We start from the raw sequence: 21363 nt of genomic DNA, 5'->3' as shown, positions 1-21363 counted from the left end.
CACCCCGACCGCACCCCGACCAGCACACCCACCTGTGAGGACGACCGTTCATGGACATGCTGTGGAACGGCTGGGGCGACCCGGCCAAGGCGGCGCCGCTGCCCGACTCGGTGACCGGGCTGCTGCGCGACCTGCTCGGCGTCAAACCGCGCAGCACGCCCGCGCTCGCCCTGGAGGACATCCGCCTGCCCCCTCCCACCCTGGGCGGCGCCGCCCGCACGGCGCTCGCCGCGGCCGTCGGCGGCGAGGAGCACGTCCGCACGGACACCGAGAGCCGCATCCGGCACACCCGGGGCAAGTCCACCCCGGACCTGCTGCGCATCCGCGCGGGCGACGTCGCCGACGTCCCGCAGGCCGTCGTCCTGCCCGCCGGCCACGACGAGGTGCTCGCGGTGCTGCGCGCCTGCGCCGCGCACGGCCTGGCCGTGGTGCCCTTCGGCGGCGGCACCTCGGTGGTCGGCGGACTCGCCCCGCAGCGCAGCGCGTTCGTCGCCCTGGACCTGCGCCGCATGAACGGCCTGCTCGACCTGGACCCCGTCTCCCGCACCGCCGTCCTCCAGCCCGGCCTGCGCGCCCCCGAGGCCGAGGCCCTGCTCGCCGGGCACGGTTTCACCCTCGGCCACTTCCCGCAGTCCTTCGAATGGGCCACCATCGGCGGCTTCGCGGCGGCCCGCTCCAGCGGACAGGCCTCCGCCGGGTACGGCCGCTTCGACGAGATGGTCCTCGGCCTCACCCTGGCCACCCCCGAGGGCACCATAGAGACCGGCCGTGCCCCGCGCTCCGCCGCCGGACCGGACCTGCGCCAGCTGATCCTCGGCTCCGAGGGCGCCTTCGGCGTCATCACCTCCGTCACCGTACGGATCCGTCCGCTGCCCGAGACGCGGCTGTACGAGGGCTGGCGGTTCGGCTCCTTCGAGGAGGGCGCCACCGCACTGCGCCGGCTCGCCCAGGACGGCCCCCGGCCGACCGTGCTGCGCCTGTCCGACGAGACCGAGACGCTCGTCGGCCTGGCCCAGCCGGACGCCATCGGCACCGACCCGGCGCAGGGCGGTGCGGGGTGCCTGGCGATCACCGGATACGAGGGGACGGCCGAGGACACCGCACACCGCCGGGAACGGGCGGCGGCCGTCCTGACGGACTGCGGGGGCACCCCGGCCGGCACCGGACCCGGCGAACGCTGGGCGCACGGCCGCTACTCCGCGCCCTACCTGCGCGACGCCCTGCTCGACACCGGCGCCTTCGCCGAGACGCTGGAGACCGCGGCCTTCTGGTCCCGCCTCCCCGGCCTCTACACGGCCGTCCGCACGGCGCTCACCGACACCCTCACCCAGGCCGGCACCCCACCCCTGGTGATGTGTCACATCTCGCACGTGTACGAGAACGGCGCCTCGCTGTACTTCACCGTCGTCAGCGCCCAGGGCGAGGACCCGGTGGCCCACTGGGCGCCCGCCAAGCACGCGGCCGGCGAAGCCGTGCTCGCCGCCGGGGGCACCATCTCCCACCACCACGGGGTGGGCACCGACCACCGCGACTGGTACGTCCGCGAGGCCGGCCCGCTCGGCGTCTCGGCCCTGCGCGCCGTCAAGCGCCGCCTGGACCCGGAGGGACTCCTCAACCCCGGCGTGCTGCTGCCCACCGACTGACCCCACCCGATCCGTCCGCCTGCCTCGAAAGGCCCACCGATGCGCCAGTTCACCGCCGTCGTCAACCCCACCGCGGGCGGCTCCACCGGGGCGGCGACCCTGCTCCGGCTGGCCCGGCTGCTCCGCGAGGGCGGGGCCGAACTGGAGACGGAGTACAGCCACAGCCTCGCCCACGCCCAGGACATCGCCCGCGCGGCCGGTGCGCGCGGCCGCGTCGTCCTGGCCGTGGGCGGCGACGGCATCGCGGGCGGCATCGGCGGCGCGCTCAGCGGTACCGGAACCGTCCTGGGCCTCGTACCGGCCGGACGCGGCAACGACTTCGCCCGCGCGCTCGGCCTGCCCGCCGACCCGGCCGCGCTCGCCGGCGTCCTGCTGCACGCCGAGCCCCGGCCCGTCGACACGATCGAGGTGGAGTCGGCCGCGCATCCGCGCACGGTGGTCCTCGGCAGCGTGTACGCCGGCGTCGACGCGTTGGCCAACCGGCACGCCAACAACGCCCGGCTGCTGCGCGGTGCCGCCTCCTACTACGCGGGCGGCCTGCGCGCCGTGACCACCTGGCGGGCGGCCGACTACCGCGTCACCGTCGACGGGGCGGAACACACCCACCGCGGCTACACCGTCGTCGCGGCCAACTCCCCTTATTACGGCTCCGGCCGGCTCATCGCGCCCGGCGCGCGCGTCGACGACGGCCTGCTGGACCTCGTGCTGATCCGCGAGGCCCCGCGCCGGCTGTTCTTCACCCTGATGAACGAGCTGAAGACCGGCGCCCACGTCCGCCGCCCCGAGGTGAGCGTCCTGCGCGGCCGCGAACTGCGCATCGAGGCGGGCCGGCCCGTCCCCTACGGCGCCGACGGCGAGGTGGAGGCCACCCTGCCGGTGACGCTGCGGGTACGCCCCGGGGACCTGCCGGTGCTGTACTGACGCGCACCGCACCGGCGTTCACGGCGCATCACCCGCGCGCCGCTGGGTAGGCAAGGAGTGCCTGGGGAGGGGAGCCATATGTCGCTGGAGCAGGCCGAGGGTGTGGTGCGGGCGGTCGTCGTGTACGACGGGCGGCTGCTGCTGGTGCCGGAGGGAGACGGCTGGGCACTGCCCTCGGGCACCCCGGAACCGGCCGAGAGCGCCCAGGCCACGGCGGCCCGTGCCGTCTACGAGCTGACCGGTTACCTGGTCGACGGCACCGAGCCGCTGGAGCCGCGGGACGCGGCGGGGGAGACGGCCGTGGTCTGCCAGCTGCTGAGCGGGTCACCGTCGGACGGGGGCCGCTTCGCACCGGAGCAGGTGCGCTGGGCACCGATGGAGGAGACCGCCGGCACGCCGCTGCCGGCGAGCGTGCGCACGTACCTGCGGGGGCACACCCCCGTGTGAACACCCGCGGCCGGCCGGGGAACCGCGGGCCGTGGCAGGGAGTGTGCCGTCGGCCCCGCGTGCGGACGGCGGGCCGGATCCCATGCCGGTCCCTTCCGGTTGCGGGGCCGTCCCGACGGGGGTTCAGTGAGTAGGGGCCGTCCGGGGGCCTCGATACCGCTGCTGCTTCCGCCGTACCAGGAGCTGTCATGTCGATGTCGTTCGGTGCGCCGTTCGGTTCCTCGGATGCGTTCAACGAGCTGCTGAATCGTTTCTTCGGAATGTCGCCGACGTCATCGCCCCCCGCCGTGCAGCGCGTGCCCATCGGACGGCTGCTGACGGATTCTTCCCGGCAGCTGCTGAACCTGGCCGCGCAGCGCGCCGCCGACGACGGCACCTCCGACCTGGACACCGAGCACCTGCTCTGGGCGGCCACCCAGGTCGACCCCTCACGCCGGCTCCTGTCCCAGCTGGGCGTGGACCCCGACACGGTCGCCGCCGAGCTGGCCAAGGTCCTCCCGCGCGAGTCCGCCGAACCCTCCGCACAGCCGGGCCTCACCCCGGCGGCCAAACGCACCCTCGGCGCCGCCTACGCCCGGTCGCAGGCGGCCGGCGTCTCCTACATCGGTCCCGAGCACATCCTCGGCGCCCTGCTCGGCGACAGCGACACGGGCGCGGCCCGGATGCTGCGTGCCGAGGGCCTGGACACCGAGCGCGTCGCGGGCCTGACCGAACAGCCGGCGGCGCGCGCCGAAGGGGCCCCCGCCGAACGGAAGAAGCCGGCCACGACCCTGGACGAGTACGGCCGCGACCTGACCGAGGAGGCCAAGGCCGGCAAGCTCGACCCGGTGGTCGGCCGGGCCGAGGAGATCGAGCAGACCGTCGAGATCCTCTCCCGCCGCTCCAAGAACAACCCGGTGCTCATCGGCGAACCCGGAGTCGGCAAGACCGCCATCGTGGAGGGCCTCGCCCAGCGCATCGTGGCGGGCGAGGTCCCCGACGTCCTGAAGAACAAGCGTGTCGTCTCGCTGGACCTGTCGGGCATGGTGGCGGGCGCGCAGTACCGCGGACAGTTCGAGGAACGGCTCAAGAAGGTCATCGAGGACGTCCAGGCGGCCAGCGGCGACATCATCCTCTTCATCGACGAACTGCACACGGTCGTCGGCGCCGGCGCCACCGGCGAGGGCTCCATGGACGCGGGCAACATGCTCAAACCCGCGCTCGCGCGCGGTGAACTCCACGTCGTGGGCGCGACGACCATCGACGAGTACCGCAAGTACATCGAGAAGGACGCCGCCCTGGAACGCCGGTTCCAGCCCGTGATGGTGCCCGAGCCCACGGTCGAGGAGACGGTGCAGATCCTCGAAGGGCTCCGCGACTCCTACGAGGCGCACCACCAGGTCCGCTTCGACGACGAGGCCCTGGTCGCCGCCGCCGAACTGTCCGACCGGTACATCAGCGACCGCTTCCTGCCGGACAAGGCCATCGACGTGATGGACCAGGCAGGTGCCCGGGTGCGGCTGCGCAGCGCCGGACGCTCCACGGAGATCGTCAGCCGCGAGGACCGTATCGCCAGGCTGCGCCGTGAACTCGAACAGGCCGTCTCCGCCGAGGACTTCGAGAAGGCCTCGGAGCTGAAGCGGGAGATCGCCGAGGCGGAGGGGGAACTCGCCGGCATCGAGGAGCGCCGCGAGGGCGTCGTCTCCGTCACGGCCTCCGACATCGCCGACGTCGTCTCCCGCCGCACCGGCATCCCGGTCTCCCAGCTCACCGCCGGCGAGAAGGAGAGACTGCTCCGGCTCGAAGAGGAGATGCACGCGCGGATCGTCGGCCAGGACGAGGCGGTCACCGCCGTCTCGCAGGCCGTGCGCCGCAACCGCGCCGGCATGGGCGACCCCCGCCGCCCCGTCGGCTCCTTCCTCTTCCTCGGCCCGACCGGTGTCGGCAAGACCGAACTCGCCAAGACCCTCGCCGCCCTGCTGTTCGGCGAGGAGGACCGGATGATCCGGTTCGACATGAGCGAGTTCCAGGAGAAGCACACCGTCGCCCGGCTGGTCGGCGCCCCTCCCGGATACGTCGGCTACGAGGAAGCGGGCCAGCTCACCGAGAAGGTCCGCCGCCGGCCCTACAGCGTGGTGCTCTTCGACGAGGTGGAGAAGGCCCACCCCGACGTCTTCAACACACTGTTGCAGATCCTGGACGACGGGCGGCTGACCGACGCCCAGGGCCGCACCGTCGACTTCCGGCACTGCGTCGTCATCATGACGTCCAACATCGGCGCGCGCCGCATCCTGGAGCACAAGGGCGATGTCTCCGCACTCAAGGACGAGTTGATGGAGGACCTGCGCTCGCGGTTCCTGCCGGAGTTCCTCAACCGGATCGACGACATCATCGTCTTCCACGCCCTGACCGAGGACGACCTCGGGCAGATCGTGGACCACCTGCTGGACCAGAGCAGGCGCAAGGTGCGCGCGCAGGGCCTGGACCTGGAGGTCACGGAAGCGGCCAAGAAGCTCCTCATCGCCCACGGCCACCAGCCGGAGTTCGGCGCGCGCCCGCTGCGCCGCACGATCCAGGCGGAACTCGACAACCGCATCGCCGGCCTGCTGCTCGGCGGCGAGGCCGACCCGGGCGACACGATCGTCGCCGAGGTCCGCGACGACTCGCTGCACTGCACGGTACGCAAAAGCGGCTCCGGTGAACCGCCGTCCCGGGAAGGCTGAGAGAGCAAGTCCCCGGCGCGCCCCTCAGCCTCCCAGTGCGTCGTGCACGCTGGGGTAGCAGGCGAGGAGGGGGGTGAGGCCGACGATCTCCAGGGTGCGCAGGACGGGCCGCCGTACGCCCGCCAGACGCAGCCAGCCCCCCGGGGCGTGGGCCTGATGGGCGGCTATGAGGACGTTGATGCCGCTGGAGTCCATGAACGGCACACCGCTGAGGTCCGCGACGGTACGCGTGCCGTCGGGGTCCGCGGGGGCGAGAGCCCTGCGGAGGGCGCCGGAGGTGTGGTGGTCGACCTCACCGGTCACCGTGACGACGGTGACACCGTCCACGTCGGTCCGCGTGACCGACAGCGGCTCCGGCCCCGCCTGCTCGTTCGTGTCTGCCGTGTCTGCCACGCGTCCCTCGTCCACGCTCACCCGATCCTTGCCCAGAGCTTCCCTTCCCGTCAGGCTGCCCAGGATCGCCCGGAGGATGCAGGCCGGCCCCTGCGGCCGCCTGGTGACCGCCGGGGCGCGCGAGGACGGCGGGGCTCCGCGCCGCGCGGTCCGGGAGGGCGTCGGGCCGGTGGCGGACATAGGCTGAGGTGGCCAGGAGTCCCGTCGAGGACGGCCGAGCCATGAGCCTTCCCTGATGTGACGGCCCGACCCGGCCGACGGGAAGGAAGAACCGGGATGGATCAGGAGAGGACCAAGCGGTTCCTGGACCGCTTCGTCACCGACCTCGCGTCCACCGAGGCCGCCGGCAGCATCGCGCTGGGGCACCGGCTCGGCCTGTACCGGGCACTCGCCGAGGGCCCGGCGACACCCGAGGAGTTCGCCGCACGCACGCGGTGCCATCCGCGTTACCTCACCGAGTGGCTGCGCGGCCAGGCCGCCGGCGGATACGCCGAGTACGACCCGGCGACCGGCCGGTTCTCGCTGGGCGAGGAGCAGGCGTTCTGCCTGGCCGACCCGCACGGTCCCGACGTCGCCGCCGCCTTCCGCTTCGCGCTCGGCACGCTGCGCGCCGAGCCCCGCATCGCCGAGGCCTTCCGCACCGGCGAGGGCGTCGGCTGGCACGAACACGACGCCGAGGTGTTCTTCGGGGTGGACGCCTTCTTCCGCGCCGGTTACGAGGCCGAGCTGGTCCCGAACTGGATCCCGGCCCTGGACGGGGTCGACGCGAAGCTGACCGCCGGGGCCCGGGTCGCCGACGTGGGATGCGGTCTCGGCTCGTCGTCGATCCTGCTGGCCGAGGCGTATCCGCGCACGGAGGTCGTGGGGTCCGACTACCACGGCGAGTCGATCGCGCTGGCGCGTAAGAGGGCCGCCGAGGCCGGCGTCGCCGGGCGCGTCACCTTCCAGGTGGCCACCGCGCAGACCTTCGAGGGGGCGGACTACGACCTGGTGGCGATGTTCGACTGCCTGCACGACATGGGCGACCCGCTGGGGGCCGCCCGACGGGCGCGCGAAGCGCTCGCCGCGGACGGCACGTGGCTCCTCGTGGAACCGCTCGCGTCCGACCGCGTCGAGGAGAACTTCCACCCGGTGGGCCGGCTGTACTACAGCGCCTCCACGTTCCTGTGCGTGCCCAACGCCCTGTCCCAGCAGGGCGGTTACGCCCTGGGCGCGCAGGCCGGCGAGGCGGCCGTCCGCGAGATGGCCACCGAGGCGGGCTTCACCCGCTTCCGCAGGGCCACGCAGACCCCCTTCAACGCGGTGTACGAGATCCGGCCGTAGACCACGGAGCGGCGAACGCGGCCCCGCCCGGTCCGCCGGAGCGGCGAACGCGGCCCCGCCCGGTCCGCCGTGAGGGAAGGCCGGGGTCTCCAGGACCCGCCCGCGGAGGCGCCGGCCGCGCCCGCTGTGGTGATCGCGACCTCAGTGGGGGTGCTGGTCGCGGCGGCCGTGGTGTCCGCGGCGTCCGTGGGGGTGCCGGCCGCGTCCGCTGCGGTGCTCGCGACCCCATGGGCGGTGCTGGCCGCGCCCGTCGTGGTGCTGGCCGCGCCCGCCGTGATGTCCGCGACCCTCGCGCACGTGCTCGCGGCGCCCTCCGCCGCACCGGTCCGGCTGTGTCCGATGTGGGCCGGGTCGCGGGCCGGAGAGCGGTGTCGCGTGTGCCACGTCGGCCGGATGGGCGCTCCCCGCCCGCCCTCGGTCGGCACCTGGCGCGGCTGAAGCCCGCCGGACCGCTCCGCCCCGTCGCGATGACCGGCGGCGGATCCGCCGCGTCGACGGCCCGGACGCCATGACCCCGGTCCATGCCGTGGCGGGATGACCTGGTCCATGCCGCGGCGGGCGGGGGCCGGCCGCGCGCGTACGCCGCTCCGTCCCGGCGCGGGATTCACGCCGGACGCTTACCAAGGGCACGTACACTCCGCCTGCCGTGCCGCTCCGGACGCGGACGGCCTCGCGATGAGATGGCCTCGCCTGTGCGTCGGCTGTGGATCCGCGCTGTTCCGGCAACGTGTTTGCTAGATTGCGCAACCACGCAACCGATGTGCCGCAGGCCCGACCGTTCAGGGAAGTGGGAGATGAGCGACCCGTGGGACGGGCCGGCGGGCCACGGCACGCGCAGCCGTGGCGCGCGGGTGCCCCGGCAGCGCGCGGCGGAGCCGGACGGCGCGCGTCCGCCGGGCGGCCGGGCCGCGGCCCGCGCGGCCTCGCGGGCGCGCGGCGGCAAAGGGTCCCGCCGGGCCCGGCCGGTACGGCGCGGCAGGCGGGTGCTGAAGATCCTCGGGATCGGCCTGTCCGTCCTGATCGTGGTCACCGCCGGCGCGGGCTGGTGGTTCTACGAGCACCTGAACGGCAACATCCACAGCGTCTCCCTGGACGGCAAGGGCGGCTCGGAGAAGGCCGACGCCTTCGGCCGCACCCCCATCAACATCCTGGTCATGGGCTCCGACGGCCGGACCAGCGCGACGGACTGCAAGCTCGGCGGCGGCTGCGCGAAGACCGGCGTGCAGACCGGCAGCAACGCCGACGTGGAGATGGTGCTGCACATATCCGCCGACCGCTCGAACGCCACCGTCATGAGCATCCCCCGCGACACCATGACCAAGGTCCCGGCCTGCCAGGACAGCGAGTCGGGGCAGTCCACCAACGGCTACTACGGCCAGATCAACAGCGCGCTGCAGTACGGGCCCGCCTGCCAGGTGGCCACCGTCCACCAGCTCACCGGCATACCCATCGACCACTTCGTCAAGCTCGACTTCTCCGGCGTCGTGAAGATGTCCGACGCGGTCGGCGGCGTCTCCGTGTGCGTCAGCGACGACGTCTACGACACCTACTCCCACCTGAAGCTGTCCAAGGGCACCCACACCCTCAAGGGCGTCGCGGCCCTGGAGTTCGTCCGCTCCCGGCACGGCTTCGGGGACGGCAGCGACCTCGGCCGCACGGTCTCGCAGCACATCTTCCTCAGCGCGATGATCCGCAAGTTCAAGAGCGCGGGCACGCTCACCGACCCCACCGCGGTCTACGACCTCGCCGACGCCGCCACCAAGGCGCTGACCGTGGACGACGGCCTCGGCACGGTCAAGAAGCTGATCTCGCTCGCCGACGACGTGAACAAGGTGCCCACCAGGCGGATCACCTTCACCACCATGCAGACGGCCCCCGATCCCGGCGACAGCGACCGGGTGGTGGTGGGCCCGGGCGCCAAGAGCCTGTTCGCCACCATCGCCGACGACCAGGCCCTGACCACCGGCTCCGGCAAGAAGTCCGCGGCGGCCTCCGCGACCGCCAAGGCGAAGGCCACCGCCTCCGCCGTGCCGGCGGCCGGGATCGCGGTGACGGTAGAGAACGGCACCGCGATCACCGGCCGCGCCTCCGCCCTCGCGACCGCCCTGACCGGCCAGGGCTTCAGCCCCGCCACGACGACGGCCAACGCCCCCAGCCCCGCCGGCAGCACCACCCTCACCTACGGAACCGGCGAGAAGGCCGCGGCCCGGACGGTGGCCAAGGCGCTCGGCCTGCCCTCGTCCCATCTGGTGCAGGGCACCGGCAGCGGCCTGACCCTGGTGATCGGCGGCGACTGGCCGAGCGGCACCAGCTACCCGGGCGGTTCGTCCGCGCCCCCGCCCGCCGACACCAAGGCCGCCGTCGGAGGCGCCCACGCCTCCACCGCCGACCAGGCCAAGACCTGCGCCAAGGTGAGCCCCTACCGGACGGTCACGTACGGCGGCGTCCCCATGACACCGTCCCAGGCCTACGCCGCGGCGCGGAGCAAGCCCGACTCCGACGCCTGAGCGGTCGCGGGAGCACCGGGTCAGAGCTTGCGCCAGCGCGCGTTGCACCACGAGAAGACGCCGAACGCGGCCAAGCCGAGCGCGACCAGGGCGAGCAGCCAGGGCCCGGCCGGCAGGTCGCGGAACGAGCGCAGGGTGTCGTCCATGCCCTTGGCCTTGCCCGGCTGGTGCTGGACGGCCGCGACGAGCGCGAACACACCCGCCGTCGCGAAGACCACGCCACGGGCCGTGCCGCCCGTCACCCCGAGGCCCTCCACCACCGGCCGGACCCGGGCGGACATGGCCTCGGTCCGCAGCTTGTCCCGGAACTTGCGCCGCACGGCCCGCACCGAGATCCACCCGCCGGCGATCACCACGGCGGCCCCCGCCAGCCCGAGGAGCCACTGGCCGCCGGGCCACTCCAGCACCCGTGCGGTGACGTCGTCGGTGTTCCGGTCGGAGGAACCGCTGCCGCTGCCCCGCTCCCCGGCCGCGTAGGAGAGCACCGAGTAGGACACGAAGCAGTAGAAGACGCAGCGGCCAAGGGCCGCCGCCCGCCGGGAGAGCTTGGACCCGTCGGGGCCGTAGCCGCCGAACGCCGCCTCGGACAGCCGCCACAACGCCATCCCGGCGAGCGCGACGCCCACGATCCACAGCATCACCGAACCGAACGGCTTTCCGGCCAGCTCGCCGAGGGCACCGCCGCGGTCGGCCTGCTGCCCGCCGCCGTCACCGCCGAAGGCGATCTGCACCGCGATGACGCCCACCAGCACATAGATCAGCCCACGCGCGGCGAAGCCCGCCCTGGCCGCCGCGTCCACGGCCGGGCTGTTCGCCGCCCGCCGCGCCCGGGACCGACCCCGCAGTGTCCATGTGTGTGCATCCATACAGCGCCGGATGCCCCCGGGCACGAGTCCGACACCTGCCCCGCCGCGTGCCCCGTCCCGAGGGGAGGCGGAGGGCCCGTTGAGCACCGGGGCGGGCGGTTTGCGTACCTCCCCGTGGAGAACGGTTCCCGGGTGCCAGGACGGGGGGTCATGACGGCAGGGTGGGGTGTGCGCACGGTTGCGTACGGCCGTGTTCGCGGCCGTCTGCGTCGTACTCGCCGCCCTGGGGCACGTCCTGATGTCCGGCCGTGACGCGCCCGCGTGGGCGCTGGCCGCCGGCCTCGCCGGCACCGGTGGCGCGGGCTGGTGCCTGACCGGCCGTGAGCGTGGCCCGGCGCTGGTCGTCCCGCTCGTCGTCGCCGCCCAGGCGGCCCTGCACTCGGCGTTCTCCCTCGCGCGGACCGCTGCCCCCGGCACCCCGTCGCCCCCCGTGCCGGCGGGCATGGGCGCCATGCCGGCGGACGCCGTGGACATGGGCCACATGGCGCACATGGCGCACTCCACGGACGGGACCGGCTGGCCGGCGTCCGGGATGCTCGCCGCGCACCTGCTCGCCGCGCTCCTCACCGGACTGTGGCTGGCGTACGGCGAGCGGGCCGCCTTCCGCGTCCTGCGGGCGGTGGCCGGCCGGCTGGCCGTGCCGCTGCGCCTGCTGCTGGCCCTGCCCGCCCCCGCCGACCACCCCGGCCCCCGCCCGCGCCGGCCCCGCTCGGACCGGGCGCCGGGCCTCGAACTGCTCTGCCACGCGATCACCTCGCGCGGGCCGCCCACGGGGACCGCTGTCGTCTGAGGACAGCCGGTACACCGGGGCCGCCTCCGAGCGCCTCGGTCCACGGCCCCGCGCCCGCGCACGCTCCGGCGGCGCGGCAGCCGCTCACGCCCGTCGCCGGGTGCGGTCGCACCCCGGCACGCCCGTACCGGCGTGCCGTCGGCCACGGCCCGTGTGCGTGCCGCAGGGCCGTTCCCCCCACCGGACCGGCAAGCGCCAGGCGTGCCCCGGTCCGGTCACGGTCGGCCCGAGAAGGACACCAGGTGATCACTCCTGTCCTGCCCACAGCACGGACCGCGTACGGCCGGACGGCAGCCGCCGACGAGTCGGAGACCGCGTGGGCGCTGGCCGCCCGTCACGGTGACGCCGACGCGGTCGAGCACTTCGTCCGCGCCCTGCACCGCGACGTCCAGCGGTACGTCGCCCACCTCTGCGCCGATCCCCAGGCCGTCGACGACCTCGCCCAGGACACGTTCCTGCGCGCCCTCGGCAGCCTGCACCGCTTCGAGGGCCGCTCCTCGGCGCGGGCCTGGCTGCTGTCCATCGCCCGCCGGGCGGTGACCGACAGCCATCGCCACGCCGCGGCGCGGCCCCGGCTGTCCGACGCGGCCGACTGGCAACGGGCGGTCGAGTCGGCCCAGCCGCGCGGCCTGCCCGGATTCGACGACGGCATCGCGCTGCTGGACCTGCTCGCCGGGCTGCCGGCCGAGCGCCGGGAGGCGTTCGTCCTCACCCAGCTGCTCGGCCTGCCCTACGCCGAGGCGGCCGAGGTCGGCGACTGCCCCGTCGGCACGGTCCGCTCCCGCGTGGCACGTGCCAGGGCGACGCTGATCCGCCTGCTCGAAGCGGCGGAACAGCCCGCCGGCCCGCCGGCCGCCTGAACGCCCGGCCCGGTGGGACCGGCGCGCCGCCGGCCCCACCGGGACCAGGGCGGGGCCCGACACGGGACGGAGGCGGACGGTGGACCCTGATCAGCGCGCTTCCGCGTCCGCTCCCACGCCCCGCCGCCCACGTCCGCCGACCAGCAGCACCACGCAGGCGCCGGCCGTCAGCAGCCCGCCGGCGAGGAAGGTGCCCCGCGCACCGGCGAGCGGCAGGATCAGGCCTCCGAGCGCGGCGCCCGCCGCGATACCGGCGTTGTAGGCGCCGGAGTTCGCCGCGAGGGCGAGGTCCGTGCGGCCCGGCGCCCAGTGCAGCATCGCGTTCTGGGCGGTCATGAACACCGGTCCGAGCGCACCGCCCATCAGCACCAGGCAGAGCACCGCCACGGCCTGACGGCCGCCCGCCGCGGACAGGCCGAGCATGCCGAGCGCCTGGGTGGCCACGGCCGTGGGCAGCGCGACGTGCGGGAACCGGTCCAGCAGCGCCGCGGTGACGCTCACCCCGGCCAGACAGGCGGCACCGAAGACCGCGAGCAATGCGCCGGCCGTGCGGGGGGCGAACCCGCTCACGTCGTCCAGGAACGTCACCAGGTAGGTGTATCCGGCGAACGCCCCGGTGGCGGAGAGGAATCCCGCCGCCAGCACGGTGGTGAACCGGCGGACGTCGGGGCTGCCGCCGTAGGCGGCGGGCTCGTCCTCCGGGCGCGAGGCGGGCAGCAGGGCGGCGATGGTCACGAGGCAGACCAGCCCCGGAACCGCCAGGCAGGCGACCGGCACCGGCCAGCCGTGCTGCCGGCCCAGCCAGGTCCCCGCGGGGACACCGAGGACCAGGGCGAGCGAACCGGCGACGGACAGCGCCCCGACCACACGCCCGCGCACCTCCGGGGCGAACAGGCCCACCGCGACCGGTCCCGTGACCGCCCAGAACAGCGCCTGCGCGAGGGCGGTCAGCAGCCGTGCCCCGAGGAGCGGCCAGTACGAGCCGGCCACGGCCCCGCCCAGGCTGGACACGACCAGCGCGGCCAGCACCCCCGTGAGCACGTGACGCCGGGGCACGGCCCGCAGGGCGTGGGCGAGCGGCAGGGAGGCGACGGCCACCGTCACGCCGTACCCGGTGACCAGCAGCCCGACGGCCGGCAGGGACACCCCGAGGCTGTCGGACACGAGGTCGAGGAGGCCGATGGGCAGGTTCTCCGCGGTGTTGAAGGTGAAGGCGGCCAGCATGAGGGCCGCGAGCACCGCCGGGCCGCGCCATGCGGCCGGTCGTGCGCGGACCGCACGTTCTCGTCCCGGCCTGGTCCACCGCGCCGGCTCCGTGGCACCGCCCATGCGCTCAGCTCACCGGCCGCACCGGTCCCGCCGCAACCGAATTGCGGCTCACCGCCATGGCCGGAGCGTTCCGTGCCGGGCGCATGTGCCAAGTCCCCGTCGACCGCCTTGGCCCGCCCTTCCGTTCGGACGCCGTGCGGTAGGGTACGAGCTGTTTGGTTTAATTTTCAGCTTGGGGGAGGGTCCATGGCTCAGCAGGAGCGAGCTGTCCGGACCCGACGTGCTGTTCTGGAAGCGGCCGCCGCCGTCTTCGCGGAACGCGGATACGCGGCCGCCACCATCGCCGAGATCCTGAACCGGGCCGGTGTCACCAAGGGCGCCCTGTACTTCCACTTCGACTCCAAGGCGGCCCTCGCCCGTGGCGTGCTGCAGGAGCAGTTGCGGACCGAGTACCACCTGCCCCGCGAACTGAAGTTGCAGGAGTGGGTGGACGCGGGCATGACCCTCGCCAAGCGGCTGCCGCAGGAGCCGGTCCTGCTCGCCGGCGTCCGGCTCTCGGCCGACCTCCAGGGCCACGACGTCCTCGGCAGCGCCTGGCCCGCCTGGGCCCGGTTGACCTCGTGTGTGCTGGCGGAGGCGAAGGAACGCGGCGAGGTGCTGCCGCACGTGGACCCGGAGGAGACCGCCCAGGTCTTCCTCGGCGCCTGGATCGGCGTGCAGTTCGTCTCGCAGGCCGTGGCCGGCTGGGCCGACCTCGACGACCGCATGTCGGCGCTGTACGGGCACCTCCTGCCGGCCATCGCGGCCCCGGCCGTCCTCGTCCGGCTGGACACCGCTCCGGACCGGGGCGCCCGCGTGATCGCCGAGGTGCGGCGGAACTCGGCGGCCCTCGCCGGCGTCTCCGCCTGACGCCGGCGCCGCGCCCGCCTCTCACCGACGGCTGTCTCCGAGACATCGCGGAGGCACTCGTACCGGCATGTACCAAACCGTCAGGACGGTTTGCGCGGGGCCTCGTCCGAGCCCTGCGTCCGAGGGGCCGGCAACCGGTCACGCCCGTCCGGCCGCGGGGACCACGCCGGGAGGTGAGGCGGCGGTGTTCTCCGGGGCCGGATTCGCGGGCCCGGAGCGGCATGTCGTACCCGGTGGACAGGCGCTGGTGCGCACCACGGACGACGTCGTCGCCTGGACGTTCTCCATGTCCTTCGCCGCCCCGCCCCTGTTCGGCCCGGACCGCGCGGTCTTCGAGACGGACCTGCGCCGTCTGCTCGGCAGCGCCTCCCCGGCGGGCCGGTTCGCCGAACGGGTCCCGAGCACCGAGGTGTTCGTCTGGCACCGGCCGCCTGACGCCTATGTCGATGAGAGGATGCAGGTCCGCGGTCACTAGGATGTGAGGCCAAGACAACCATGCGACCGGCCGCTCGTCACGGGCCGGTCGGGGTCGCCGATGCCAGGGACCGCTCCCCGGGCTGCGGTGATCTTCCTTCCCAGGAGGACCCTCCGCATGTTCCGAAGAATAGGCAACGCCGTCGTCCGTCATCCCATTTGGACGATCGTGGCGTGGCTGATCGCCGCGGTGGCCATCGTGGCCACCGCTCCGAGTCTGCCCTCGAACAGTGACGAGAGCAGCTTTCTGCCCAAGAGTTACGAGTCGATCCAGGCGGCGCAGCTGCAGGAGAAGGCGTTCCCCAGCGCCTTCACGCCGTCGGCGATCGTGCTCTACCAGCGCACCGACGGCGGCAAGCTCACCGCCGCCGACGTGCGCGATGTCGCCCGGATCACGTCCGAGCTGGGCGAGAAGCACATCGACGAGGTACAGAAGGTCGTCCCCGGCCGGCCGTCCAAGGACGGCAGGTACGACCTGACCCTCGTCCAGATGGACAGCAAGACCGCCGGCCAGCCCAAACAGGCCGACGCAGCCAAGGAGTTGCGTGACGAGGCCAAGAAACTGGCCAAGGGCACGGACCTGGAGGCCAAGCTCGGCGGTTCCGCCGCGCAGGCGCTCGACCAGCAGGACTCCTCCAAGCGGGGCGAGGCGCTGATCGGCATCGGCACCTTCGGGATCATCCTGATCACCCTGCTGATCATCTTCCGGGCACCGATCCTCGCCGTGCTGCCCCTGCTGCTGATCGGACTGGTGTCCGCCGTCGCCAACGGGCTGATCGCCTACGCCACCAAGCTGTTCGGGCTGGAGGCCAACAGCTCGATCTCCTCCATCCTGATCGTGGTGCTCTTCGGCGTGGGCACCGACTACTTCCTGTTCCTGATATTCCGTTACCGGGAGAGTCTGCGGGCCGGTGACGAGCCCAAGGAGGCCATGGTCAACGCGGTCGGCCGGGTCGGCGAGGCCATCGCCTCGGCGGCCGGCGCGGTCATCATCGCGTTCCTCGCCCTGGTGCTGTCCACGCTGGGCTTCCTCAAGCAGATGGGCCCGGCGCTCGCCATCGCGGTCGGTGCCACGCTGGTCGCGGGTCTGACCCTGATCCCCGCCGTGGTCTCCCTCATCGGACCGAAGGTCTTCTGGCCCTCCAAGTCCTGGAAGACGGAACCCGAGAACGCCCGCTTCGCCGCTCTCGGCCGGGGTGTCCAGCGCCGCCCGGCGCTGACCGCCGTCGTCTCGGGCCTCGTCCTGCTCGTCCTGTCGCTCGGCACCCTCGGCTACAAGGCCACCTTCGACCTGGCGTCGGGCTCCATGCCCAAGACCAAGGAGTCCATGGTCGTCCAGGACGAGATGCAGAAGGCGTACTCGGCGGGCGCCGCGGCGCCGACCGACGTCTACCTGTCCAGCACCGACGGCAAGCCGCTCGACAAGTCCGTCTTCGACGCGTACGCGGGCAAGCTCGGTGCCGTGGACGGTGTCGCGAGCGCCCGCCTGACCCAGGTGAACAAGGCGGGCACCACCGCGGACTTCACCGTCACGCTCAAGTACGAGGCGTCGACGGACAAGGCGATCGACGCGGTGGGCAAGGTCCGTGACGTCGCGCACTCGTCGGCGCCCGGGGGCACCAAGGCGCTCGTCGGCGGCATGTCCTCGATCTACAAGGACATCGACGCGGCGGTCAACCACGACTACCGGACGGTCTTCCCCGTCGCCGCCGCCCTGATCATGGTCATCCTGGGCCTGCTGCTGCGCAGTGTGGTCGCGCCCTGGTACCTCATCGCCTCGGTGGGCCTCGGCTTCGGCGCCACCCTCGGTGCCACGGTGTGGATCTTCCAGGACGCGCAGGGTCACTCCGGCCTGATGTTCATGCTGCCGGTGATCATGTACCTCTTCGTGGTCGCGATCGGCACCGACTACAACATCCTCATGATCGCCCGGTTGCGCGAGGAAGCCCGTGAGGGCCGGGAGCCGCGCGAGGCCGCCGGCATGGCGCTCCGGCACGCCGGGCCGACCGTGGCCGCGGCGGGATTCATCCTGGCGGCGACCTTCGCCACGATGATGCTGGCCGGCAACGCGCTGCTCTCGGAGATGGGCTTCGCGGTCTCCTTCGGCATCGCGGTGGCCGCGTTCGTCATGGCGATGTTCTTCACCCCGAGCCTCACGGCCCTGATCGGCCACGCGGCCTGGTGGCCGGGCCACGCCGACCGGGCGGTGGTGCCGGCCGCCGGCACCGGTGCCGGGACGACCGGCTCCGGGCCGGTCCGGGGCGAGGAGGACCGGGATCCGGCCGGGCGCCGCGGTTAGGGTCTCTCGTTCGGATCAGGCCGGTTCAGGCCGGTTCAGGCCGGATCAGGGCGCGGTGCCAGGGCCCGCGAGCCCGGCACGATCCGAACGGCAGGCCCGGGCGGCGGCCGGTGGGAACCGGTGAGTTCCGCCGCGCGTACGGGCGGTGGATGACACCGGCCGGTTCCGCCGCGCGCCGCGACGGGCTGCGGGCGGCCTGAACGACGAGTCCTGCCGGGCCACATGGCCCGGCAGGACTTTTTCCTGCCCGGGAACCGCTCCGTGACCGGGGCGAGGACCGCCCGGAGCGAGGACGGGCCTGCGCGGTCAGCCGGTGGTGGCGGGGCCGCGGAAGTAGTGGCCCTCGTCCAGGTCCGCGAGGAGACCGGGCTGGACCGGTTCCCAGCCCAGCAGTTCGCGGGTCAGGGCGCTCGACGCGACGGCGTCGAAGCCGAGGGGGCCGCTCAGCCAGCCGAAGTGCTCGGCGGCGTCCTCGGGCGCCACGGAGGTCACCGGCACCTGAAGATGACGGCCGATCACCTCCGCGATGTCACGCAGCGCGACACCCTCCTCCGCCGCACCGTGCAGCACCGAACCGGCGGGCGCCTTCTCGGCCGCCAGCCGGAACAGCCGTGCGGCGTCGAGGCGGTGCACGGCCGGCCAGCGGGTGGTGCCGTCGCCCGGGTAGCCGGAGACGCCCCTGGCGCGGGCGACGGCGACCAGGCTCGCGGCAAAACCGTTGTCCCCCTCGCCGTGGCAGGTGGGGGAGAGCCGCACCACGGACGAGCGGACACCGCGTTCGGCGAGGGCCAGCGCCGCCTCCGCGGTGGTCTGCCGGATGGCGAAGTGCGAGCCGTGGAGCGCCGGCCTGTCCCGTTCGGTGGCGAGCCGCCCGGGTGCGACCCCGAGCAGCCCGGAGGCCAGGACGAAGGGCCGTCCGGTGCCGGCGAGGGCGTCGCCGAAGGCGTCCACGGCCCGGCGGTCGGCCTCGGCCGCCTCCTGGAACGCGCCGCTGAAGGCCAGGTCGTGCTTGAAGGCCAGGTGGATCACCCCGTCCGAGGCGGTGGCGGCGTCCCGCAGCACGGCGAGGTCGTCGACGGTGCCGCGGACGACCTCCGCTCCGGCCGCGGTGAGCGCGGCGGCGGAGGCGTCGGAGCGGGCCAGCCCGACGACCTGGTGTCCCGCCTCGACGAGGTCGGGCACGAGGGCGGAGCCGATCCAGCCGGACGCCCCGGTCACGAAGAAACGCATGGGAGAACCCCAGACTCTTGATGTCAGTGACTGTCATGGACCTTAGCACTCTATGTCAGTGACTGTCATCGCGTAGGATCTCCGCATGGGCAGATGGCAGCCGAACGCGCGCGAGCGCCTGGCGGAAGCGGCGTTGGAGCTCTACGGCGAACGCGGGTACGAGCAGACCACCGTCGCCGAGATCGCCAAGCGCGCCGGACTGACCGAGCGCACCTTCTTCCGCCACTACGCCGACAAACGCGAGGTGCTGTTCGGCGGCGCGGGGGAGCTGGAGGACCTGTTCGTGCGGGCGGTCACCGGCGCGTCGGCGGACGCCGCACCGATCGAGGCGGTGGCCGCCGGGCTCGACGCGGTCTCGGAGGTCTTCGCCGACCGCCGCGCGTTCGCGCGCGCCCGGCACGCCGTGATCACGGCGAACGCGGAACTCAAGGAGCGCGAGCTGATCAAGCTCGCTTCCCTGTCGACCGCCCTCGCGGGCACCCTGCGCGGGCGCGGCGTCCCGGAGCCGGCCGCGAGCCTCGCCGCCGAGGCCGGGGTGGCCGTCTTCAGGGTCGGCTTCGAACGCTGGTTGGCGGCGCCCGGGGACCGCGACCTGACCGGCCTGGTGCGAGAAGCGCTGACCGAGTTCAGGGCGGTGGCCGCCGGCGGCTGAGCCGCGGTGCAGGCCCCGGCCGCTCCCGGCAGGCGCCGGTCGCGTGCCCGCGCGCCGCGGCGCGGCCGGTGCCGCTACGGCTCAGGCGTGGCGTCCGCCAGTCGCCGCAGGACCTCCACGGCCCGCTCGGCCTGGTCATGGGGCACGAAGAGGTGGTCGTGGTGGAAGCCCGCCACGACATTGCAGCTCAGACCCGCGTCCGCGAGCGCCCGCGAGACCGCGGCGGTCAGCCCGACCGCGTCCAGCGCGGAGTGCACGCGCAAGGTGATCCACCCGGCCACGTAGTCGTACGCCATCCCGGCCGCGTCCGCGTCCGCCTGCGGCAGTACGAGGGTGAGGCCCTCCTGCTCGGCGACCGTGACCACCGGGGAACAGCCGGACGGTACGCCGCCCTCGGCCATGGTGAAGACATAGCGGCCCGGGTTCAGCTCCGGCCGCATGCCGCCGAGCAGGGCGCGCAGATCGGTCTCGCCTGTCACGGGTCCCACCCTACGGGCCGTGCCGGGGGCCGGCCGCCCGGCCGGGCGCCCCGGTGCGCCGACGGGACGGGAGCGCGGTGCGTGCCCGTGTGAGCCCTGTACGCGCCCCCGTTCGTGGGACAAGACTGCGCTGTCGGCGGGCGGCGGCCGGGCGCGCCCGCGCATCGTCCGAGCCCAGGAAGGCAGGTCGGCCGCCGTGCTGTTGCGTCTGCCCACGTCCGTGGCGGAAGCCCAGGAGTGCCTGGCCGAGGGGGCCGTGCCGGTAGGCGGGGCGACCCTCGTGTGGGCGACCTGGCAACGCGAGGGATTCCCCGGACTGGCCATGTCCCTGCGGGAGTTGCCGGAGGCGAACGTCCTGGGCCCGCAGACCGTGGGCGGCGCCGTGATCCTGTGCCGGATCGACGTACGGGTGCCGGACGTCCTGCGGCTGGCCGCCGCCACGGTCGGCACCGGCGCCGTACGGCGGACGGCGACCGTGGGCGGCAACATCGCGGGCAGCACGCTGCGCTGCCTGCTGCCCGCCGCGCTCGTCCTGGACGCCCGCGCGACGGTCCTGGAGGCCGACGGCGTCCGTGAGGCCGGCCTGGCCGAGGTGGTCGCCAAGCGGCCGGTGCTGATCGGCCTGCGCTGGCGCACGCCGACCGCCTCGGCGTACCGCAAGCTGCCGGCCCAGGCGGGCGGCGCGCCGCCCCTCGTCGTCGCCTCGGCCCTGCACGCCGGGCCGGGCGGGCCCCACCGGGTGCGGGTCGCCGTACGGGACGGTTACGAGGTGCTCAGCGGAACCGCCCCCGGCGACGCCGGCGCCGGCGAGGCCCTCGAAGCACTGCGCGGCACCGCCCTCGGCGAGCTGCCGGCCGCCGCGTGGGACGTCGTACGCCCCCAGGTCGTCGGCCTGCTGGAAAGGCGCGGCACGGGCTGAGGGGGGCGGCTGAGGAGGGCGACTGCACCCCGCGGTCGTGCACGGGCGTGTCATCGTGGCGGGTATGGCGACGAAACCGGACGTGGCGGTGCTGGTCGGTTTGCAGGCCGCCGGCAAGTCCACCTTCTACGCGCAGTGCCTGGCCGGCCGGTACGCGCTGGTCGGCAAGGACCTGTTCGCACGCGGTGCCCGGAACAGGCAGGGCCGGCAGATGCGGCTGGTGGCCGAGCATTTGGCCGCCGGACGGGCCGTGGCCGTGGACAACACCAATCCGTCACCGCGGGAGTGGGGACCGCTGGTGGAGGCGGCCCACGCCCACGGGGCGACCGTGACGGCCTACTGGTTCCCGCCGGACGTGACGGGCTCTCTGCGGCGCAACGCCGCGCGCGAGGGCCGAGACCGGGTCCCCGACATCGGCGTCCTCGCCACGGCGAAGCGGCTGCGCAGGCCGTCGCCGCGGGACGGCTTCGACGCGGTGCGCGAGGTCCGGTTCGACGGGCGGGGAGGCTTCCGGGTGCGGGACCGGACCGACGGCACGCGGTCCGCGGGGGCCGACCGGGAAGCGGCGCGTCCGGCGCCCGCCGCGGCCCCGCCCGTCCAGCGTCACGGGCGTCCGCCGGTGACGGGACGCCGCACTGTTCCCTGACAGGCAACACCCGGGGCGCTGTCGGGATCAACGC

19 protein-coding genes and 1 pseudogene are annotated in these 21363 nt (G+C 74.1%); 15 read left to right on the top strand and 5 right to left on the bottom strand.

The genetic code is table 11. The features are described 5' to 3' along the window. Window positions 1-50: 50 nt before the first annotated feature. The 4 genes from LG395_RS15535 to LG395_RS15520 all read left to right on the top strand — a co-directional run bounded on the left by LG395_RS15535 (window position 51) and on the right by LG395_RS15520 (window position 5713). Window positions 51-1643, top strand: coding sequence for an FAD-binding oxidoreductase (locus tag LG395_RS15535; protein WP_171150304.1), 1593 nt, complete (start codon window positions 51-53; stop codon window positions 1641-1643). Window positions 1644-1682: 39 nt separating this feature from the next. Next, window positions 1683-2564, top strand: coding sequence for a diacylglycerol kinase family protein (locus LG395_RS15530; protein WP_225810132.1), 882 nt, complete (start codon window positions 1683-1685; stop codon window positions 2562-2564). Window positions 2565-2642: 78 nt separating this feature from the next. Next, window positions 2643-3011 (top strand): NUDIX domain-containing protein, encoded by a 369-nt coding sequence (locus LG395_RS15525; protein WP_225810131.1) that lies wholly within the window; start codon window positions 2643-2645, stop codon window positions 3009-3011. 188 nt (window positions 3012-3199) lie between these two features. Next, window positions 3200-5713: an ATP-dependent Clp protease ATP-binding subunit gene (locus LG395_RS15520; protein ID WP_225810130.1), complete on the top strand. Its 2514-nt coding sequence runs from the start codon at window positions 3200-3202 to the stop codon at window positions 5711-5713. Between the two features lie 24 nt (window positions 5714-5737). Here LG395_RS15520 and LG395_RS15515 read toward each other — a convergent pair whose 3' ends face one another. Further along, window positions 5738-6142, bottom strand: coding sequence for an STAS domain-containing protein (locus tag LG395_RS15515; protein ID WP_171159493.1), 405 nt, complete (start codon window positions 6140-6142; stop codon window positions 5738-5740). A gap of 240 nt (window positions 6143-6382) precedes the next feature. On the opposite strand from LG395_RS15515, the gene LG395_RS15510 reads away from it, so the two are divergent. From LG395_RS15510 to LG395_RS15500, 3 genes are all read left to right on the top strand, one after another. After that, window positions 6383-7429: a class I SAM-dependent methyltransferase gene (locus LG395_RS15510; protein WP_225810127.1), complete on the top strand. Its 1047-nt coding sequence runs from the start codon at window positions 6383-6385 to the stop codon at window positions 7427-7429. A gap of 129 nt (window positions 7430-7558) precedes the next feature. Then, window positions 7559-7867, top strand: a complete 309-nt coding sequence (locus LG395_RS15505; RefSeq protein WP_225810125.1) for a hypothetical protein — start codon at window positions 7559-7561, stop codon at window positions 7865-7867. A gap of 356 nt (window positions 7868-8223) precedes the next feature. Beyond that, window positions 8224-9936, top strand: a complete 1713-nt coding sequence (locus LG395_RS15500) for an LCP family protein (RefSeq protein ID WP_225810123.1) — start codon at window positions 8224-8226, stop codon at window positions 9934-9936. A 20-nt stretch (window positions 9937-9956) separates the two neighbouring features. Here the strand turns inward: LG395_RS15500 and LG395_RS15495 are convergent, their stop codons facing one another. Next, window positions 9957-10802: a DUF1206 domain-containing protein gene (locus LG395_RS15495; RefSeq protein ID WP_225810120.1), complete on the bottom strand. Its 846-nt coding sequence runs from the start codon at window positions 10800-10802 to the stop codon at window positions 9957-9959. A gap of 178 nt (window positions 10803-10980) precedes the next feature. Between LG395_RS15495 and LG395_RS15490 the strand changes: the two genes are divergently transcribed. Then, window positions 10981-11592, top strand: coding sequence for a hypothetical protein (locus tag LG395_RS15490; protein ID WP_225810119.1), 612 nt, complete (start codon window positions 10981-10983; stop codon window positions 11590-11592). A 242-nt stretch (window positions 11593-11834) separates the two neighbouring features. Beyond that, window positions 11835-12452 (top strand): sigma-70 family RNA polymerase sigma factor, encoded by a 618-nt coding sequence (locus tag LG395_RS15485; protein ID WP_225810115.1) that lies wholly within the window; start codon window positions 11835-11837, stop codon window positions 12450-12452. Window positions 12453-12542: 90 nt separating this feature from the next. On the opposite strand, the gene LG395_RS15480 is transcribed toward LG395_RS15485, so the two are convergent. Continuing rightward, a complete protein-coding gene (locus LG395_RS15480; protein WP_263982625.1) occupies window positions 12543-13676 on the bottom strand; it encodes an MFS transporter in 1134 nt (377 codons plus the stop codon). A 291-nt stretch (window positions 13677-13967) separates the two neighbouring features. Between LG395_RS15480 and LG395_RS15475 the strand changes: the two genes are divergently transcribed. The 3 genes and pseudogenes from LG395_RS15475 (at window position 13968) to LG395_RS15465 (ending at window position 17403) form a co-directional block, all read left to right on the top strand. Continuing rightward, window positions 13968-14630: a ScbR family autoregulator-binding transcription factor gene (locus LG395_RS15475; RefSeq protein ID WP_225810111.1), complete on the top strand. Its 663-nt coding sequence runs from the start codon at window positions 13968-13970 to the stop codon at window positions 14628-14630. A 163-nt stretch (window positions 14631-14793) separates the two neighbouring features. After that, a pseudogene (locus tag LG395_RS15470) lies at window positions 14794-15105 on the top strand (SAM-dependent methyltransferase); the annotation flags it as partial. Between the two features lie 117 nt (window positions 15106-15222). Continuing rightward, a complete protein-coding gene (locus LG395_RS15465; RefSeq protein ID WP_225810110.1) occupies window positions 15223-17403 on the top strand; it encodes an MMPL family transporter in 2181 nt (726 codons plus the stop codon). A gap of 306 nt (window positions 17404-17709) precedes the next feature. Here the strand turns inward: LG395_RS15465 and LG395_RS15460 are convergent, their stop codons facing one another. Then, window positions 17710-18633, bottom strand: a complete 924-nt coding sequence (locus LG395_RS15460) for an SDR family oxidoreductase (protein WP_225810108.1) — start codon at window positions 18631-18633, stop codon at window positions 17710-17712. Window positions 18634-18718: 85 nt separating this feature from the next. Here LG395_RS15460 and LG395_RS15455 point away from each other — a divergent pair, with 85 nt between their 5' ends. Further along, on the top strand, window positions 18719-19285 hold the full coding sequence (locus LG395_RS15455; protein WP_171150293.1) for a TetR/AcrR family transcriptional regulator: 567 nt from the start codon (window positions 18719-18721) through the stop codon (window positions 19283-19285). Between the two features lie 74 nt (window positions 19286-19359). Here LG395_RS15455 and LG395_RS15450 read toward each other — a convergent pair whose 3' ends face one another. Continuing rightward, a complete protein-coding gene (locus LG395_RS15450; protein WP_171150292.1) occupies window positions 19360-19764 on the bottom strand; it encodes an ACT domain-containing protein in 405 nt (134 codons plus the stop codon). 196 nt (window positions 19765-19960) lie between these two features. Here LG395_RS15450 and LG395_RS15445 point away from each other — a divergent pair, with 196 nt between their 5' ends. Continuing rightward, window positions 19961-20683, top strand: a complete 723-nt coding sequence (locus LG395_RS15445) for an FAD binding domain-containing protein (RefSeq protein WP_225810106.1) — start codon at window positions 19961-19963, stop codon at window positions 20681-20683. A gap of 64 nt (window positions 20684-20747) precedes the next feature. Further along, entirely contained in the window at window positions 20748-21329 is a 582-nt protein-coding gene (locus tag LG395_RS15440; protein WP_225810104.1) for an AAA family ATPase, read from the top strand. Window positions 21330-21363 lie beyond the last annotated feature (34 nt).

Source organism: Streptomyces spinosus (assembly GCF_020400655.1).
GTDB classification, from domain to species: domain Bacteria; phylum Actinomycetota; class Actinomycetes; order Streptomycetales; family Streptomycetaceae; genus Streptomyces; species Streptomyces argyrophylli.
Note: the sequence above shows the minus strand (reverse complement) of the source record. Positions and strands in the feature narration are given on the sequence as shown.